At 40.0% G+C, this 17,071-nt stretch carries 15 protein-coding genes; 10 read left to right on the top strand and 5 right to left on the bottom strand.

Annotation, left to right across the window (positions count from 1 at the left end; genetic code table 11):
- Positions 1-81 precede the first annotated feature (81 nt).
- Positions 82-849, bottom strand: a complete 768-nt coding sequence (locus tag Q0017_RS10980) for an enoyl-CoA hydratase-related protein (RefSeq protein ID WP_298146646.1) — start codon at positions 847-849, stop codon at positions 82-84.
- A 295-nt stretch (positions 850-1,144) separates the two neighbouring features.
- Between Q0017_RS10980 and Q0017_RS10975 the strand changes: the two genes are divergently transcribed.
- From Q0017_RS10975 to Q0017_RS10965, 3 genes are read left to right on the top strand one after another with little or no spacing between them, the layout of a single operon-like run.
- On the top strand, positions 1,145-2,500 hold the full coding sequence (locus tag Q0017_RS10975; protein ID WP_298146643.1) for an MFS transporter: 1,356 nt from the start codon (positions 1,145-1,147) through the stop codon (positions 2,498-2,500).
- On the top strand, positions 2,501-3,253 hold the full coding sequence (locus Q0017_RS10970) for an electron transfer flavoprotein subunit beta/FixA family protein (RefSeq protein ID WP_298146641.1): 753 nt from the start codon (positions 2,501-2,503) through the stop codon (positions 3,251-3,253).
- Between the two features lie 19 nt (positions 3,254-3,272).
- On the top strand, positions 3,273-4,205 hold the full coding sequence (locus tag Q0017_RS10965; RefSeq protein ID WP_298146637.1) for an FAD-binding protein: 933 nt from the start codon (positions 3,273-3,275) through the stop codon (positions 4,203-4,205).
- 177 nt (positions 4,206-4,382) lie between these two features.
- Here the strand turns inward: Q0017_RS10965 and Q0017_RS10960 are convergent, their stop codons facing one another.
- The 4 genes from Q0017_RS10960 to Q0017_RS10945 all read right to left on the bottom strand — a co-directional run bounded on the left by Q0017_RS10960 (position 4,383) and on the right by Q0017_RS10945 (position 8,978).
- Complete coding sequence (locus Q0017_RS10960) at positions 4,383-5,237, bottom strand: IclR family transcriptional regulator (protein ID WP_298146634.1); 855 nt, start codon at positions 5,235-5,237, stop codon at positions 4,383-4,385.
- Between the two features lie 141 nt (positions 5,238-5,378).
- Positions 5,379-6,587 (bottom strand): 3-oxoadipyl-CoA thiolase, encoded by a 1,209-nt coding sequence (locus Q0017_RS10955; protein ID WP_298146632.1) that lies wholly within the window; start codon positions 6,585-6,587, stop codon positions 5,379-5,381.
- 35 nt (positions 6,588-6,622) lie between these two features.
- Entirely contained in the window at positions 6,623-8,143 is a 1,521-nt protein-coding gene (locus tag Q0017_RS10950) for a 3-hydroxyacyl-CoA dehydrogenase (RefSeq protein ID WP_298146629.1), read from the bottom strand.
- Positions 8,144-8,198: 55 nt separating this feature from the next.
- Positions 8,199-8,978, bottom strand: a complete 780-nt coding sequence (locus Q0017_RS10945; protein WP_298146626.1) for an enoyl-CoA hydratase — start codon at positions 8,976-8,978, stop codon at positions 8,199-8,201.
- Positions 8,979-9,232: 254 nt separating this feature from the next.
- Between Q0017_RS10945 and Q0017_RS10940 the strand changes: the two genes are divergently transcribed.
- From Q0017_RS10940 to Q0017_RS10910, 7 genes are all read left to right on the top strand, one after another.
- The gene (locus tag Q0017_RS10940; protein WP_121523326.1) at positions 9,233-10,387 is read left to right on the top strand and encodes an acyl-CoA dehydrogenase family protein; all 1,155 of its coding nucleotides are present in this window, start codon (positions 9,233-9,235) and stop codon (positions 10,385-10,387) included.
- Positions 10,388-10,411: 24 nt separating this feature from the next.
- Entirely contained in the window at positions 10,412-11,608 is a 1,197-nt protein-coding gene (locus tag Q0017_RS10935) for an acyl-CoA dehydrogenase (RefSeq protein WP_298146622.1), read from the top strand.
- A gap of 500 nt (positions 11,609-12,108) precedes the next feature.
- Positions 12,109-12,876, top strand: a complete 768-nt coding sequence (gene badH, locus Q0017_RS10930; RefSeq protein ID WP_298146619.1) for a 2-hydroxycyclohexanecarboxyl-CoA dehydrogenase — start codon at positions 12,109-12,111, stop codon at positions 12,874-12,876.
- A gap of 95 nt (positions 12,877-12,971) precedes the next feature.
- Positions 12,972-13,754, top strand: coding sequence for a 2-ketocyclohexanecarboxyl-CoA hydrolase (gene badI, locus Q0017_RS10925; protein ID WP_298146616.1), 783 nt, complete (start codon positions 12,972-12,974; stop codon positions 13,752-13,754).
- Positions 13,755-13,767: 13 nt separating this feature from the next.
- On the top strand, positions 13,768-14,925 hold the full coding sequence (gene aliB / locus Q0017_RS10920) for a cyclohexanecarboxyl-CoA dehydrogenase (RefSeq protein ID WP_298146614.1): 1,158 nt from the start codon (positions 13,768-13,770) through the stop codon (positions 14,923-14,925).
- Between the two features lie 144 nt (positions 14,926-15,069).
- Positions 15,070-16,707, top strand: a complete 1,638-nt coding sequence (aliA, locus tag Q0017_RS10915; protein ID WP_298146611.1) for a cyclohexanecarboxylate-CoA ligase — start codon at positions 15,070-15,072, stop codon at positions 16,705-16,707.
- Positions 16,708-16,843: 136 nt separating this feature from the next.
- A complete protein-coding gene (locus Q0017_RS10910; protein ID WP_298146608.1) occupies positions 16,844-17,023 on the top strand; it encodes a hypothetical protein in 180 nt (59 codons plus the stop codon).
- The last annotated feature ends 48 nt before the right edge of the window (positions 17,024-17,071 follow it).

Raw genomic sequence — 17,071 nt, 5'->3', positions numbered from 1 at the left:
TTTTGTGTGGTAACTCAACTGATGGCTCTAGTCCTCTTATTTTTCAAGTCAATTTCTTATCCGCGATTCGGGTTAGTACAGCTATTTTTGAGAAAAATTCGCTGACCTTTTTTCTAAAAATGCCTGTATACCTTCAGCAGCATCAGCGCTTTGAATACACTCCACAAACAGGTCGGCTTCCAATTTAAGCCCTTGATCGATATTTAAATCGGATGCAGATTGAACGGCTTGCATTATTTGATGAATTGCAGCTGGAAATTGCATTGCCAATGAATCTAGATATTTTTTTGCGCTTGCAATCGGATCTTGCATTTCAATGATTTGATTCACTAAGCCAATGTTATAAGTGTCTTCCGCAGAAATAATTTTTCCGCTGACAACCATTTCAAGTGCTTTTGATACACCAATTAAACGTGGTAAACGCTGTGTTCCACCATAGCCTGGAATTAAACCGAGTTTTATTTCAGGAAGTCCAAGACCTGCCGCAGGGCTACATATTCGAAATGTACATGCCAAAGCCAATTCAAGTCCACCACCTAAAGCCATGCCATGAATACTAGCCAGTGTCGGAAATTTTAATTCGTTTATCTGTTGAAATAAGGTCTGACCGATTTGTATTTTATGCAAATGTTCTACGGGAGTTTTATTCAGTAATTCTGTGATATCTGCACCTGCGCAAAAGGCTTTTCCTTCACCGACAAAAATAGCTGCACGCAAGTTCAGTGCTGAAATTTCAGAGATAATTTCTTGCAATTTTTCAATCATTTCTGAATTTAGTGCATTTCGTACTTTAGGTCGATTTAATCGGATAATCGCAATGTTATTTTCATAGTGAAGTTTAGCTGGCATGTCTCATTTCCTTAATGAATTAGATTTATGAAAAGCATATGTTGAATCAAATATATGTCAATATATAAATATAAATAAAATAAAACACTAATATGTATTATGGTCTTATAATTAAAAATATGTAAATATATTGACATAAAAAAATATTCATTAATCTGAAGTAGGTGTTTATTAAACAGGTTCGGTTTTTTGATTTCTGTTAGAAATCTCCAGAATGCAATCGGATGCGTATGGTTGGCAGAATGCTTAAAACAGTAATGGACTAAAACAACAATAACGATCAAGGAGTTGATTGATGAGTCAAGTCGATATGCAGAGTTTAGCGAGTGAAGCTAAATTCAACGGTTTTCATGCCAAAGTTTTAATGTGGTGCATGTTGATAATCATTATCGATGGTTATGATATTTCTGTTGCAGGTGCAGCTTTACCTTCAATTATGGAACAAATGAATGTAAGTGCTTCAACGGCTGGTTTTATGGCAAGTTCAGCACTATTTGGAATGATGATTGGAGCTATATTTTTTGGTGGTCTAGCCGATAAAATTGGTCGCCGTTTAACCATTGCCATTTGTGTATTTTTATTCAGTACTTTTACTGCGATAGCAGGTTTAACTGATGATCCAGTCACATTCAGTATCGTGCGTTTTATTGCAGGATTAGGCATTGGCGGTGTAATGCCGAATGTGGTTGCGCAAATGACTGAATATTCACCAAAGAAAGTACGTAATGTCATGACCTCATTAATGTTTTCGGGGTATGCCGTAGGCGGAATTTTAGCGGCACTTTTGGGTAAACAGTTTATTATGCAATATGGTTGGCAGGTGGTGTTCTATGCTGCAGGTGTACCGGTTGTTTTGCTGCCTTTTATTTTAAAATCTATGCCTGAATCTGTGGTTTATTTGGTGAAGCATAATAAACAAGCTGAACTGCGTAAGATTGCTGAGCAAATTGCACCGCAAGCACAATTCCCTGGGGATACGGTTTTTGTTAATGGTTCATCAAATAATAATTTAAAACCGACAGCAGGGCTGTTATTTAGTGATGGACGAGCTTTTAGTACGCTGATGTTTTGGGTGGCATTTTTTACCTGCCTGTTTATGGTTTATGCATTAAGCACTTGGCTCACTAAGTTAATGGCAATGTCAGGCTATTCATTGGGTTCTGCACTGACTTTTGTGGTCGCACTGAATATTGGCGCAATTATTGGTGCAGTGGGCGGTGGTTGGTTAGCAGATCGCTTCCACATTAAATGGGTATTGGTCATTATGTATGCTATAGGCAGTGCCTTTTTGTATTTAATGACTTTGCCTATGTCGACAACCATGCTGTATTTCATTATTGGGGTTGTAGGTGCTTGTTCAACAGGTGCGCAAATTGTTGCATATTCATATTGTGGTCAATTTTATCCAAGCGTTATTCGTTCAACGGGAATCGGTCTGGCATCTGGCGTAGGGCGTTTAGGTGCAATTGGAGCGCCGCTATTAATTGGTTTTATTGTTTCGCTAAATTTACCAATTCAGCAAAACTTCTTTGTGATTGCTTTGGCTGGTTTAATAGGTGCTGTAGCTTTATCTCTGATTAACCATAAGCGTGCAGATATGGCGCAAGTTCAGAGTAAAACCAATTTTAATTTAACAACTGAGGAAGTGTAAATGAAGGCTCTTGTTGCTGTAAAACGTGTGGTTGATGCCAACGTTAAAGTTCGCGTTAAGCCGGACAATAGTGGGGTTGACCTTACTAACGTTAAAATGTCAATTAACCCATTCTGTGAAATCGCAGTGGAAGAAGCGGTTCGTTTAAAAGAAAAAGGAACTGTTTCAGAAATCGTTGTTGTTTCTATTGGTCCTAAAGAGGCTCAAGAACAAATCCGTTCTTCTATGGCGCTTGGTGCTGACCGTGGTATCTTGGTTGAAGCAAATGATAACGAATTGGGTGCTTTAGAGGTTGCTAAAATTTTAAAAGGCATCGTAGAACAAGAACAACCAGAATTAGTCCTTCTTGGTAAACAAGCAATTGATGATGACTCTAACCAAGTTGGTCAGATGCTTGGTGCATTACTCGGTGCTGGACAAGGTACTTTTGCTTCAGTGGTTAAAGTTGAAGGTACGAAAGTACAAGTAACGCGTGAAATCGACGGTGGTTTACAAACTGTTGAATTGAACACTCCTGCAATTATCACAACAGATTTACGTTTGAATGAGCCACGTTATGCTGCTCTTCCAAACATTATGAAAGCGCGTAAAAAACCGCTGGACACTAAATCTCCTGCTGATTATGGCGTTTCTGCTTCAACTAAACTTAAAACAGTTAAAGTTGAGCCACCAGCAGAACGTAAAGCTGGTGTACAAGTGAAATCTGTAGATGAACTTGTTGAAAAACTTAAAAATGAAGCGAAAGTGATCTAATACAGAAGGATAAAAAATCATGAGTATTTTAGTTATCGCTGAGCACGACAATAAAGCACTTAACGGTGCAACACTAAATGTTGTAGCTGCAGCACAAAAAATCGGTGGTGATATCACTGTATTGGTTGCTGGTTCAGGCGTACAAGCTGTTGCTGACCAAGCAGCAAAAGTTGCAGGAGTAAGCAAAGTATTACTTGCTGACAATACTGCTTATGCAAACCAATTGGCTGAAAACGTTGCTGCTTTAGTTGCAGATTTGGGTAAGGGTTATAGTCATATCCTTGCTGCATCTACGACAACAGGTAAAAACGTACTTCCGCGTGCTGCTGCATTACTTGATTCAAGTATGATTACAGACATTATTGCGGTTGACGGTGCTAAAACTTTCAAGCGCCCTATCTATGCGGGTAATGCAATTGCAACTGTAGAATCTGCTGAAGCAATCGTAATCGCGACTGTTCGTGGTACTGCATTTGATGGCGTTGCTGCTGAAGGTGGTTCTGCTGCTGTTGAAGCTGTAGCTGATGTGAAAGATGCTGGTATTTCTAAGTTTATTTCTGAAGAAATCGTGAAATCAGAACGTCCAGAATTAACAGCTGCTCGTATCGTGGTTTCAGGTGGTCGAGGCGTAGGTTCTGGTGAGAACTATCACGCTGTACTTGATCCATTGGCTGACAAGTTAGGCGCTGCTCAAGGTGCATCACGTGCTGCTGTCGATGCTGGTTTCGTACCGAATGACATGCAAGTAGGTCAAACAGGTAAAATCGTTGCGCCTGATCTATACATCGCTGTAGGTATCTCTGGTGCGATTCAGCATTTAGCAGGTATGAAAGATTCTAAAGTGATCGTTGCGATTAACAAAGACGAAGAAGCACCAATCAATGCAGTTGCTGACTACTGGTTAGTGGGTGATTTGAATACTGTTGTTCCTGAATTGGTTTCTCGTATTTGACGATATTAGATGACCTAAATAAAAAGCCAGTCTGTATGAATACAGACTGGCTTTTTTAATGGATCGCTATGGAGTTAAGAAAACTGATTTGGGATGTATCAACTGAGGCGAAGCAAACCCAACAGGCAATAGGTTTTTTATTGAAGAGAATGTTTGACTGAATAAAAAAATATCTTTTTAAAGTGCGTTTAAAGCTTCTTGAATATTTTGAACCATATAGATCAGACGTGGCCCAATTTCATTTTCAAGCTTTTCTTGATTGACTAAATAGCTTGGCGCTCCACAGTTGAAGACCAATAAACCATGGATGGGATGTACCATTGGTACTGCAACTGAATTCACTTCTTTCTGCCATTCACTTAAAGACAAACAGTAGCCATAGTTTTGGTAATCATGAAATGAACGTTCTAATCCGCGCTTTATCATAGGCCAATCATCTTGATGGCGTTTAGCTAAAGCTTCCATAATGAAGTTGCGTTCAGTCTCTGGTAGCGCAGCCAAGCAAGCACGACCCATTGCGGTATTGTGTAGTGGAATGGTCGAGCCAATCGGGCGGCGCATGGTCAAATTCGATTCTGCCTGTACTACATCTAAATACAGCATATTTAAACGGTCGCGTGTTGCCATTGCGACAGGCGCCTGAGCATACTTTGCCATTTCTTCCATATAAGGACGAGCGTGGATACGTGCAGAAATATTTGAAAGGGAAGCATACCCGAGTGCTAATACACCTGTATCTAAGGTGTATTTTGTTGAATTGGGTAATTGTTTCAAATAACCCAAAGAAACTAAGGTATTGGTAATACGTGCAATGGTAGGTTTCGGTAAACCTGTTAATTGCGACAATTCTTGGTTGCCCAAAATTTGAGTTGTAGCGGTAAAACAACGCAGAATTTCCAAGCCACGTGCAAGGGACGCAATGAATTGCGGATTATTTTCGCGATGAATATGTGAAATTGGATCAAGGCGAATTTCATCTAAATTTATTTTTTTTTCTGTTTGCTCAAGAGCAATTTCATCTTGATGATTCATGATGTTCCATTTGTTTTTTAAATCAATACACAATGTATGATAACAATAAATTTCGCTATACAAAACTTTCTGAAGCTTTAAAGCCTAAGTTTCTGTATAGCGGAACCAATAAAAATTGTAATTTCACATATTTAATGCAATTTAACTTAGCTGTGTATTTTCAATGACCATCGCTAAACCTTGTCCAACTCCAATACATAGACTGATCACTGCATATTTTTTATTGCGGCGTTTTAACTCACGCGCCACAGTTAATGCAAGGCGTGCTCCCGAACAACCCAATGGATGACCAATCGCGATTGCACCACCATTTGGATTTACCCTTAGATCATCAAATGCAACATTTAAACCTTTCAGACAAGATAAAACTTGTGGTGCAAAGGCTTCATTAATTTCAATAATATTCATGTCATCAAGGCTGAGATTGGCACGCTTTAAGGCTTTATTAATCGCTTCAATTGGACCAGCACCCATAATACGAGGCTCAATACCCGAAGAAGCTGAAGCTAAAATTTTAGCCAGTGGTTGTAAGCCATATTTTTGTTTAACACTTTCGTTGCCAATGAGTAATGCTGCTGCGCCATCATTGACCCCAGATGCATTGCCAGCGGTGACTACACCGCCTTCAAATAAAGGTTTGAGTTTTTGTAATGCTTCAAAGTTTGATGAGGGGCGAGGATGTTCGTCTTCATCTACAATTTTCGGTGGTGCTTTACGACCTTGTGGTACTTCAATTGTCAAAATTTCATCTTTGAAGAAACCATCTTGTTTGGCTTGTTCATATTTGGCCTGAGAAGCTGCTGCAAAGCGATCTGAATCTTCACGGCTAATTCCAAAAGCTTCAGCGACATTGTCACCTGTTTCAGGCATAGAGTCATTACCATACATTTTTGTTAATGCCGGATTTGGAAAACGAGAGCCAATGGTGGTATCAAACATTTTTATATCTCGGCTATAAGCTGATTCAGCTTTGGCTAAAACATAGGGTGCACGTGACATACTTTCAACACCGCCAGCAATATATAGATTGCCTTCACCACAGTGAATTGCGCGAGCTGCATCAACAACAGCTGCTAAACCACTAGCACATAATCGATTGACAGTTTGACCAGCGACACTAACGGGCAGCTCTGCGAGTAATAAAGCATTGCGTGCTACATTTCGACAATCTTCACCCGCTTGATTGGTGCTACCCAAGATCACTTCTTCAATATCAGTGGCGTCAATACCCGTTTTTTGTACTAAAGATTTAATCACTTGTGCCACAAGATTATCTGGACGGATACTGGCAAGACTACCTGCATGGCGACCAATTGGCGTGCGTAAGCCATCGTAAATATATGCATTCATAACATTCTTTCCTTGAAGTTTTTTAATCTAAAAATTTAGCGTTGATAGTTGAGTGATAGATTCAGTTTGCAGCGTCTTTGTAACCACGGACTTGGTCTATAACGTGGGTCATGACTGATACTTGAAATACGCTCGAGAACTCTTAAAATCTTTTCTTTGCCGATTACATCGCCCCATTCAATCGGGCCAAATGGATAACCAAGTCCAAGTTTCACTGCGGCATTGATATCTTTAACTGTGGCAATTTTCTGTTGCGCCATATCGCAAGCCAAATTCACCACCATGGCAAGAACACGTTGTGAAACAAAGCCTAAGCTTTCTTCAATCACTATAGTTTCGGAGTTTGGCTGATTGAATAGATCCAGCGCAGCTTCAATCATTTTTGGCTGAGTCAGCAGGCTAGGCATTAACGTGCAGCATTGCTCAAAATTACCCAACATATCAATACAAACAACTTGTTCAGGATTGACGCCTAGACGTTGTGCGCTATGTGTTGCGTCATCGCCATAATTGGCAATTAGAATTAAATCTTCATTATTGGGCTGAGCATTGAGATTAATTTGAATCCCTTTTTGTGTTAAATAAGTGCTGAGTTTTTTATGATCATCATCAAATTCTGTACTAAGCCATACTGTTTTTAAATCATGACGATTTGCTGAGTACTTAGGAATAATTGCAATCTCTTGCTTGGCTTGATCAATGTATTTATAAAATCCTTCACCTGTTTTGCGGCCTAGTTTTTCCCCAATGAGCATTTGTTGTGTTAATACATTCGGGCGATAGCGTGGCTCTTGATAATATTGGTTGTAAATTGACAGCATGACAGGATGGGAGACATCTAAGCCAGTCAGATCCAGCAGTTCAAAAGGTCCCATCTTAAAACCTAAGGATTTTTTCAAAATGAGATCGATTTCAGTAACGGATGCAACATTTTCACTCAAAATTTTAAGTGCTTCTGTTCCATATGCACGACCTGCATGATTAATAATAAATCCCGGCGTATCTTTGGTACGTACGGGGCGATGTCCCATCTTGCGTGCGAGTTCAGAGAGTTGGTCAATAATTTTAGTGTTGGTATGCAGACCTTGAATGACTTCAACTACTTTCATCAATGGCACTGGATTGAAAAAGTGATAACCAACTACTCGATCTGGTTGCTGACATTGCGCTGCAATTTCAGTAATTGAAAGGGAAGATGTATTCGACGCTAAGATACATTCTGGACGAACAATAGCTTCGAGCTGTTTCATTAAACTTTGCTTGATGTCTAATTTTTCTATAATGGCCTCAATTACCAAATCACAGATATGCAATTCCTGAATATTTTCAACAATATGTAAATTCGCTAATGATTGTTCTAAGTCGGTTTGGGAAATTTTATTTTTTTCGACCAATCTGCTTAGGGTGGTATTGAGTTTGTCATATGCTTTTTTTGCAGCATCTTGCTGAGCATCGTATAAATAGACTTGATGATTGGATTGAATTGCAATTTGCACAATCCCAATGCCCATAATGCCTGCACCAATCACACCAATGTTGTTGATTAATCTGTCCATGTTTACCTCAATAAGCTGCTGTCCACAATGTTAAAGTAGAACGAGCTAACTCAATTTATTTACATTGAAAGTTTGGTTTGCGCTTCTCTAAAAATGCCGCCATGCCTTCTTTTTGATCTTCGGTACTAAATAGCAACTGGAAAGCTTTACGCTCAAGTGACAGTCCTCCGTTTAATGGCATATCTTCACTGAGTAATACCACTTCTTTAATTTGTTCAAGGGCAATAGCTGGCAGTTTGGCAATTTGTTGAGCCATTTTATATGCTGTATTTAAGGTCTCAGCATCGTCTGTAACTTGAGATACTAAGCCCATGGCAAACGCTTCTTCTGCGGAAACTAAACATCCTGTCATGATCATGCGCATGGCTTGAAACTTACCAACGGCACGCACTAAGCGCTGGGTGCCACCTGCACCAGGCATAATGCCGACTTTGATTTCTGGTTGACCAAATTGAGCATTTTGACCGGCAATAATTATGTCTGCATGCATGGCGAGTTCACATCCACCGCCCAGTGCAAAGCCGTTGACAGCGGCAATAATCGGCTTGGGGCAATTGGCAATCGTTTGCCAATAACGTTCAGTACGGCGTAAATACAGATCCATAGAACTGGCTTCCGCAAGCTCGGTTAAATCAGCACCCGCAGCAAAAACGTCATCACCACCTGTCAATACAATCACGCGAATATCATCATTATCCACTTGCTGAGCAACGGCTTCTGCAAGCAACTTGCGCACTTGGGTGTTCAGTGCATTTTTAGCTTCAGGACGGTTGATTTTTATAATTGCAATGGAAGGCAATGCATAGTCTATTTGAACAACTGAATTTTGGTTCATTTTTATAAAATTCCGCATAGCAAAACTTAATTTACAAAATAATTTAAGATAATTTTGCTCATTGTTCAATCAAAATACCAGTTAAAAATAAAATATTTCAAAAATAGGCTAAAATTTGTAACTAATTTTATAATTTAGAAGATTTTTAATTGTCACCACATAAAAATATTGGTAATGTATTTCGCATAACGAAATTAAATGACTATTTTGATAAATAAAGGAAGTCTAATCCTAAAAATGGACTAGGAGAAAAAATGATTCGTGATGAACAGATGTTAGAGCAGTTATTGTCGACACTACGTGATTTTGTACAAAATGAATTGCGTCCACTTGAACATGAAGTCGATGAAACTGATGCGATCCCTGAACATATAGTGCAGCAAATGCGAGAAATGGGTTTATTTGGCTTGACGATTCCAGAAGAGTTTGGCGGTCTGGGTATTACCATGGAAGAAGAGGTTCGAGTGGCATTTGAATTGGGTCATACCTCTGCTGCATTTCGTTCTTTAATTGGGACAAATAATGGTATTGGTTCAAGCGGTATTCTGATTGACGGTACAGAAGAGCAGAAACAAAAATACTTACCTCGCTATGCAAGCGGTGAAATTATTGGTTCTTTTTGTTTAACTGAACCAGATTCAGGTTCAGATGCGGCAGCGCTGAAAACTTCAGCCGTGAAAGACGGTGACTATTATGTGCTAAATGGTACGAAACGATTTATTACCAATGCACCTCGTGCACAAACTTTTACTGTTATGGCGCGTACAAATCCTGAAATTAAAGGTGCTGCAGGTATTTCAGCGTTCTTGGTTGAAGCAGGCACTGCAGGTTTGTCACTGGGTAAAATTGATAAGAAAATGGGACAGAAAGGTTCTTATACCTGTGATGTGATTTTCGATAATTGCCGTGTACATAAAGACCAATTGATTGGCGGTGTTGAAGGCATTGGCTTTAAAACTGCAATGAAAGTATTGGATAAAGGCCGCTTGCATATTGCTGCTTATAGCGCAGGTATGGCGGAACGGATGCTTGATGATGCGTTAAATTATGCCATTGAACGTAAACAATTTGGTCAACCTATTGCAAACTTTCAGTTGATCCAAGGAATGCTGGCAGACTCTAAAACTGAAATATATGCAGCCAAATGCATGGTTTTAGATGCAGCTCGTCGCCGTGATTTGGGCGAGAACATTAGTACAGAAGCGTCATGTTCAAAAATGTTTGCAACAGAAATGTGTGGCCGTGTAGCTGACCGCTGTTTACAGATTCATGGTGGTGCTGGTTATATCAGTGAATATTCTATTGAGCGTTTTTATCGTGATGTGCGCTTGTTCCGCTTGTATGAAGGCACAACCCAAATTCAGCAAATTATTATTGCACGTGACATGATTAAGTCAGCGACTGCTTAACACAATAAATGAAGGAAAAACAAAATGAAACCGACTAAATTCAACTGGAAAGATCCGTTTTTATTGGAACTGCAACTGACTGAAGAAGAGCGCATGATTCGAGACACTGCGCGTGCTTACTGCCAAGAACGTTTACAACCACGTGTGCTAGAACAATTCCGTCACGAACAAACCGATGCTTCAATTTTCCGTGAAATGGGAGAACTAGGTCTACTTGGTCCAACGATTCCAGAACAGTATGGTGGTGCGGGTTTGAACTATGTGAGCTATGGTTTGGTGGCTCGTGAAATTGAATATGTAGACTCGGGTTATCGCTCAATGGCGAGTGTGCAAAGTTCACTTGTTATGGTGCCGATTAACGAATTTGGCTCTGAAGAACAAAAGCAAAAGTACCTGCCAAAACTGGCAACTGGCGAATACATCGGCTGTTTTGGTCTAACCGAACCAGACCACGGTTCAGACCCAGGCAGTATGATTACACGTGCGAAAAAAGTAGATGGTGGCTATCGTTTAACGGGCGCAAAAATGTGGATTACCAACAGCCCGATTGCGGATGTATTTGTGGTTTGGGCTAAAGAAGTTTCGCAAGAAGGCAATGTCGGTGATATTCGTGGTTTCATTTTAGAAAAAGGATGGGAAGGGCTCTCTGCGCCAGCGATACACGGTAAAGTTGGGCTACGTGCTTCAATCACAGGTGAAATCGTTATGGATAATGTCTTTGTCCCAGAAGAAAATGCCTTTCCAGAAATTCGAGGTTTACGCGGTCCATTTACCTGTCTGAACAGTGCCCGTTATGGTATTGCATGGGGCGCAATGGGTGCAGCTGAGTTTTGCTGGCATACAGCCCATCAATACACGATGGATCGAAAACAGTTTGGTCGTCCATTGGCAGCGAATCAGTTGGTTCAAAAGAAACTAGCCGATATGCAAACTGAAATTGCACTGGGTCTACAGGCTGCACTGCGCTTTGGTCGTATGAAAGACGAAGGTATTGCTTCGGTCGAGGGAACTTCACTGATTAAGCGTAATAACTGTGGTAAGGCATTGGATATTGCCCGAGTTGCTCGTGACATGTTAGGTGGTAATGGTATTTCAGATGAATTTGGTGTGGCACGACATCTGGTGAATCTAGAGGTAGTGAATACCTATGAAGGCACCCATGATGTACATGCACTGATTCTTGGTCGAGCACAAACGGGTATTGCAGCATTTTGCAATTGATCAGTCCTTTTTAAGCCAAACGCGTTCGTGGTTCTCCATTGTTAGTTGGACTAATGGAGAAGTAAACGCAATTTTAAAAAATATAAAATCTAAAAAAGGCATTACATATATTGTAGTGCCTTTTTTTATGCTTGATGAAAATGGATAAAAGCAGGAAATTGATATTTTTTTTGGAATAAATGTATTTCACTATACGAAATAAATAAGTAATTAAAAGCTAATTCATGATTTTGATTATTGTGAAATAGAGGATTTTTTCCAATTTTTAGCTATAAATATTTATATCACATCAAAATGTGTAACAAAATATTGCAAATATATGGTAAATAATTAAGTTATATCCATATATAACAATAAGATAGATGGTTGAAAAGAATTTTATTTAAATTCCGTATAGCAAAATATGTTAATTGATAATTGAAATTAATTTCCTTTTTGTCTATGTTGAATATATCGATTAGAAAATCATAATTCTGAATAACACAAGAAAGGATACTGGTATGAAAGGCCTAAAGGATAAAGTCATTATTGTAACTGGTGGTGCTGGTGGTATCGGCAGTGCGACTTGTAAACGCTTAGCGCAAGAAGGCGCAAGAGTTGCTGTGTTTGATATGAATATGGACACTGCACAAAAACTAGTTACAGAGATCCAAAACGCGGGTGGTAAAGCATTTGCAGTGCAGTGCGACATTACCAATAAACAAGTCGTCGATCAGGCGATTGAGAAAACAGAAGCTGAGCTAGGTCCAATCGATGGTCTTGTGAACAATGCAGGTTGGGATATCTTTAAGCCATTTATTAAATCAGTACCAGAAGAGTGGGAAAAACTGATCCAAATTAACTTGGTTGGCATGTTGAATATGCACCATGCAGTGCTTAAAGGGATGGTTGAACGCAACCAAGGACGTATCGTCAATATCGCATCGGACGCAGCACGTGTAGGTTCATCTGGCGAAGCAGTCTATGCAGCGTGTAAGGGCGGTCTACTTGCATTTTCAAAAACGCTAGCACGTGAGCATTCACGCAACAATATTACTGTAAATGTAATCTGCCCAGGCCCAACGGATACCGCGCTTTTAGCAGGTGTTACGGAAGGAGCATCAAATCCTGAAAAACTTCGCGAAGCATTTACTCGTGCTATCCCGCTTGGTCGTTTAGGTCAGCCAGATGATCTTGCTTCATCTATTGCATTTTTCTTAAGTGATGATGCCAGCTTTATTACAGGACAAGTACTCAGCGTTTCAGGCGGTTTAACCATGAATGGTTAATTGAGTAGTTGCGCACGATGGAATGAAGAACATTCTGAGTCGCTCAAAAATATACAGTAAAAGTCAAATGTAGTTTTCAAGGAAAGGAAAAGATCATGAATTTTGAAGATATTTTATACGAAGTAAAAAATGGTGTTGCATGGATCACAATTAACCGCCCAGAAAAAATGAATGCTTTTCGTGGACAAACCTGTGATGAAATTATCCGTGCACTTAACAAAGCAGGCTATGACCGTCAAATTGGTGCAATTATTCTGACAGGTGCGGGTGAAAAAGCATTCTGCACAGGAGGAGATCAATCTGCACATGATGGTAATTATGATGGTCGTGGCACGATTGGTCTGCCAATGGAAGAATTACATACGGCGATTCGTGATGTACCTAAACCAGTCATTGCACGCGTACAAGGTTATGCAATCGGTGGTGGTAACGTTTTAGCAACGATTTGTGATTTAACCATTTGTTCTGAAAATGCAACTTTTGGTCAAGTTGGTCCAAAAATGGGTTCTGTCGATCCGGGCTTTGGTACAGCTTATTTAGCACGTGTTGTGGGTGAAAAGAAAGCGCGTGAAATTTGGTATTTATGCCGTCGTTACAAAGGTCAAGAAGCGGTTGATATTGGCCTAGCTAACAAATGTGTACCAGCAGATCAGTTAGATGCAGAAGTACAAGCATGGGCAGAAGAAATTTGTGAACGTAGTCCGACTGCAATTGCGATTGCTAAACGTAGCTTCAACATGGATACCGCACATCAAGCGGGTATTGCTGGCATGGGCATGTATGCATTGAAATTGTATTACGACACAGAAGAATCGCGTGAAGGCGTAAATGCGTTGAAAGAAAAACGTAAACCTGAATTCCGTAAATTCTTTAAATAAGGAGGAACACGCTATGAGTAAAAATCCTTACATCACTGAAGATTTAGAATTCTTAGCCGAAACTGCGGAAAAATTTGCGCAAAAATATATTGCACCGGGGTTTTTAGAACGTGATCAAAGCCGAATTTTTGATCGTGATCTAGTCAAAAAAATGGGTGAAATGGGCTTTATTGCTCCAGAGCTACCAGAGCAATATGGTGGTCAAGGCATGGGACGTTTGGCGGCAGGTGTAATTCATGAAGCCGTTGCCAAAGCAGATTTAAGTTTTTCATACATCAATTTGCTTGCTTCCTTAAATGGTCAAATCTTGGCGGAACATGGTGATCCTGAAGTAGTTGAGCCTTGGTTGCGTAAATTGACAGCAGGCGAAGCTATTTTTGCCATTGGGTTAACTGAGCCTCGTGGCGGTTCAGATGCAGGAAATCTGCGTTTGAAAATAGAACGTGATGGCGATGAATACGTATTAAATGGTGAAAAGACCTCCATTTCGGCGGCTGATCAAGCAGATGCATCAGTCATCTTTGGTCGTACTGGTACGATTGAATCTGGTGCACATGGAGTAACAGCAGTTTTAGTGCCTATGGATTTACCAGGTATTACAACAACACGTTTTGACTGTCATGGGCAGCGTGCCATTGGACGAGGTTCTATTTTCTTTGACAACGTACGTGTACCTGTTAATCACCGTTTAGGTGAGGAAAATAAAGGCTTCGTTCAAGTGATGCAAGGCTTTGATTTTTCCCGTGCATTGATTGGTTTGCAAGTACTTGCAGTCGCACGAGTTTCGTTGGACGAAGCTTGGGAATATGCAGCACAACGTGAAGCTTTTGGAAAACCATTAACAGCGTTCCAAGGTGTTTCTCATCCATTGGCAGATTATGAAACTCAAGTTGAAGCAGCGCGTTTACTTTGCCTACAAACCTTGTGGCTTAAAGACAATCATTTACCGCATACGTCAGAAGCTGGCATGTGTAAATGGTGGGGGCCAAAATTAGCCTATGACGTAGTGCATCAATGCTTATTGACCTTTGGTCATGCAGGTTATGATCGCGGTGTAATGGAGCAACGTATGCGAGATGTACTCGGTTTCCAAATTGGTGATGGTACAGCACAAATTATGAAAACCATTATTGCGCGCCATAAAGCGGGTCGAAAGGCTGTTCCTGCATAAAGCAGATCGAAAAGGCGCTACATGTCTATTAGCTAAGTTAATTTTAGCTATTAGACAACGTTTGAAAGAAAATGGCAGTCATAAAGCTTGCAGTTAAATAGTTTGAAGTAAAACGGTTGGATAATTATAAATTGGAGTTACGGAATGGATTTCGATGCGGTTCTTTTACCCCCTCGCAGGGAAAAAATGATTCAAGCAGGTTGTTGGTTAAATAAAACCATCTTGCAATCATTAAATGAAGCAGTACACCAGCATCCAGATAAAATTGGTTTGGTGAGCTATAAAACGGAAAATCAGTCTGAAACCAGCTTTACTTATCGTGAAATGCTGCATACAGCCAATCGTATTGCTTTGGGGCTAAAGCGCCTAGGTGTGCAAAAGCAAGATATCGTTTCTTGCCAATTACCAAACTGGTGGGAATTTACACTGCTGTATATTGCTTGCCGACGTATTGGTGCTGTACTTAATCCACTAATGCCGATTTTTAGAGAGCGCGAACTTTCTTTTATGTTGAAACATACAGAAAGCAAAGTTTTTATTGTGCCTAAAATCTTCCGTAAATTTGATTATGAAAAATTAGCCAATCAGCTACAAAGGAATATACCAAGCCTTGAGCACGTTGTTGTCATTGGTGGAGAAGGTGAAAACAGCTTTGAAAAACTACTGCTCAATCATGGTTTAGACAAAGATCCGCAAATTCTCAATACACTGAATGACGTCACGATTACTGCAGATGATATTGCTCAATTAGTTTTTACCTCAGGCACAACAGGTGAACCAAAAGGTGTAATGCATACGGCAAATACTTTATTTTCCAATATTGTGCCTTATGCGAAACGTCTGCATTTGGATAAAGATGATGTGATCTTAATGGGTTCGCCAATGGCTCATCAGACCGGCTTTATGTATGGCTTAATTATGCCTGTACTGCTGAAAGCAAAAGCCGTGCTCTTGGATGTTTGGGACGTAAATGTTGCGATTGACTTGATTCATAAGCACCAAGCGACATTTACTATGGCTTCTACGCCATTTCTAAATGATCTTTCTGAAGCGGTAATGGAGTCTCATCAATCACTTGATAGCTTGAGATTATTTTTATGTGCTGGAGCGCCAATTCCAAGTACTTTGGTACAAAAAGCGCGTCAAAACATGGGGGTTAAGGTTATATCTGCTTGGGGTATGACTGAGTGCGGTGCTGTGACCATGACCTGTCCAGAAGATGATGACGAACGCTCATTCAATACCGATGGTCTGCCATTGCCCGGAGTTGAAGTGAAAATTGTTGGTGATGACGGTGAAACACTTGCACCTATGCAATCTGGCACACTGATGATTCGTTGCTGTTCAAATTTTGGCGGATATTTAAAACGTCCACATCTGAATGAAACCAATGCAGAGGATTGGTTTGATACAGGTGATATTGCCTATCAAGATGAGCAAGGTTATATCCGCATTGCAGGTCGTAAAAAAGACGTCATTATCCGTGGTGGGGAGAATATCCCAGTCGCTGAAGTGGAATCATTAATTTATTTACATCCTGAGATCGCAACTGTTGCTTTGGTGCCATATCCAGATGAACGTATGGGTGAAAAAGCTTGTGCAGTTGTGAAATTGAAAAATCCAGAGTATGAGCTGACATTACCAACACTGTTGGAATTTTTGAAGACTCACCAATTGGCCAATCAATATTTACCAGAACGCTTAGAAGTTTGGGATGAGCTTCCAATGACGCCATCAGGCAAAATTCAAAAATTCAAAATTCGTGAATTATTGGCGAATTAAAACTTAAAAAGATGGATGAAAAAACCCGAACATTGCCATTCGATAAATAATTGTAGTGAGTTTACCAATAGCTTTGTTCGGACTGAAAACGTGGATATCTGTAATTAATCATTTGGGGAAGAAAAGGATTTTTACCATGAAAAAAAATGTACAGTTTTATGCTAAAAGCACACTCACCTTGTCAATGTTGGTTTTGACATCAATGACACATGCAGAGTTGAGTTTGCAACAGCAAGTTGATCAATTGCAGCAACAGGTTCAAGCCTTGCAAGAGTTAGTACAGCAACAGGGCTTTGTTGCACAAACCTATCTGTAAAGGGTTTTTCAGCGATATAATTTCCAAATGAAGAAGCCTACACACAAA

The organism is uncultured Acinetobacter sp. (assembly GCF_947624825.1).
In the GTDB taxonomy this organism is placed as follows: Bacteria; Pseudomonadota; Gammaproteobacteria; order Pseudomonadales; family Moraxellaceae; genus Acinetobacter.
This window is presented reverse-complemented; position numbering and strand designations above follow the sequence as displayed.

Coding starts and splice junctions, on each gene's coding strand:
- Q0017_RS10980 (WP_298146646.1), bottom strand. CDS start 849: ATGCCAGCTAAACTTCACTATGAAAATAACATTGCGATTATCCGATTA.
- Q0017_RS10975 (WP_298146643.1), top strand. CDS start 1,145: ATGAGTCAAGTCGATATGCAGAGTTTAGCGAGTGAAGCTAAATTCAAC.
- Q0017_RS10970 (WP_298146641.1), top strand. CDS start 2,501: ATGAAGGCTCTTGTTGCTGTAAAACGTGTGGTTGATGCCAACGTTAAA.
- Q0017_RS10965 (WP_298146637.1), top strand. CDS start 3,273: ATGAGTATTTTAGTTATCGCTGAGCACGACAATAAAGCACTTAACGGT.
- Q0017_RS10960 (WP_298146634.1), bottom strand. CDS start 5,237: ATGAATCATCAAGATGAAATTGCTCTTGAGCAAACAGAAAAAAAAATA.
- Q0017_RS10955 (WP_298146632.1), bottom strand. CDS start 6,587: ATGAATGCATATATTTACGATGGCTTACGCACGCCAATTGGTCGCCAT.
- Q0017_RS10950 (WP_298146629.1), bottom strand. CDS start 8,143: ATGGACAGATTAATCAACAACATTGGTGTGATTGGTGCAGGCATTATG.
- Q0017_RS10945 (WP_298146626.1), bottom strand. CDS start 8,978: ATGAACCAAAATTCAGTTGTTCAAATAGACTATGCATTGCCTTCCATT.
- Q0017_RS10940 (WP_121523326.1), top strand. CDS start 9,233: ATGATTCGTGATGAACAGATGTTAGAGCAGTTATTGTCGACACTACGT.
- Q0017_RS10935 (WP_298146622.1), top strand. CDS start 10,412: ATGAAACCGACTAAATTCAACTGGAAAGATCCGTTTTTATTGGAACTG.
- badH (WP_298146619.1), top strand. CDS start 12,109: ATGAAAGGCCTAAAGGATAAAGTCATTATTGTAACTGGTGGTGCTGGT.
- badI (WP_298146616.1), top strand. CDS start 12,972: ATGAATTTTGAAGATATTTTATACGAAGTAAAAAATGGTGTTGCATGG.
- aliB (WP_298146614.1), top strand. CDS start 13,768: ATGAGTAAAAATCCTTACATCACTGAAGATTTAGAATTCTTAGCCGAA.
- aliA (WP_298146611.1), top strand. CDS start 15,070: ATGGATTTCGATGCGGTTCTTTTACCCCCTCGCAGGGAAAAAATGATT.
- Q0017_RS10910 (WP_298146608.1), top strand. CDS start 16,844: ATGAAAAAAAATGTACAGTTTTATGCTAAAAGCACACTCACCTTGTCA.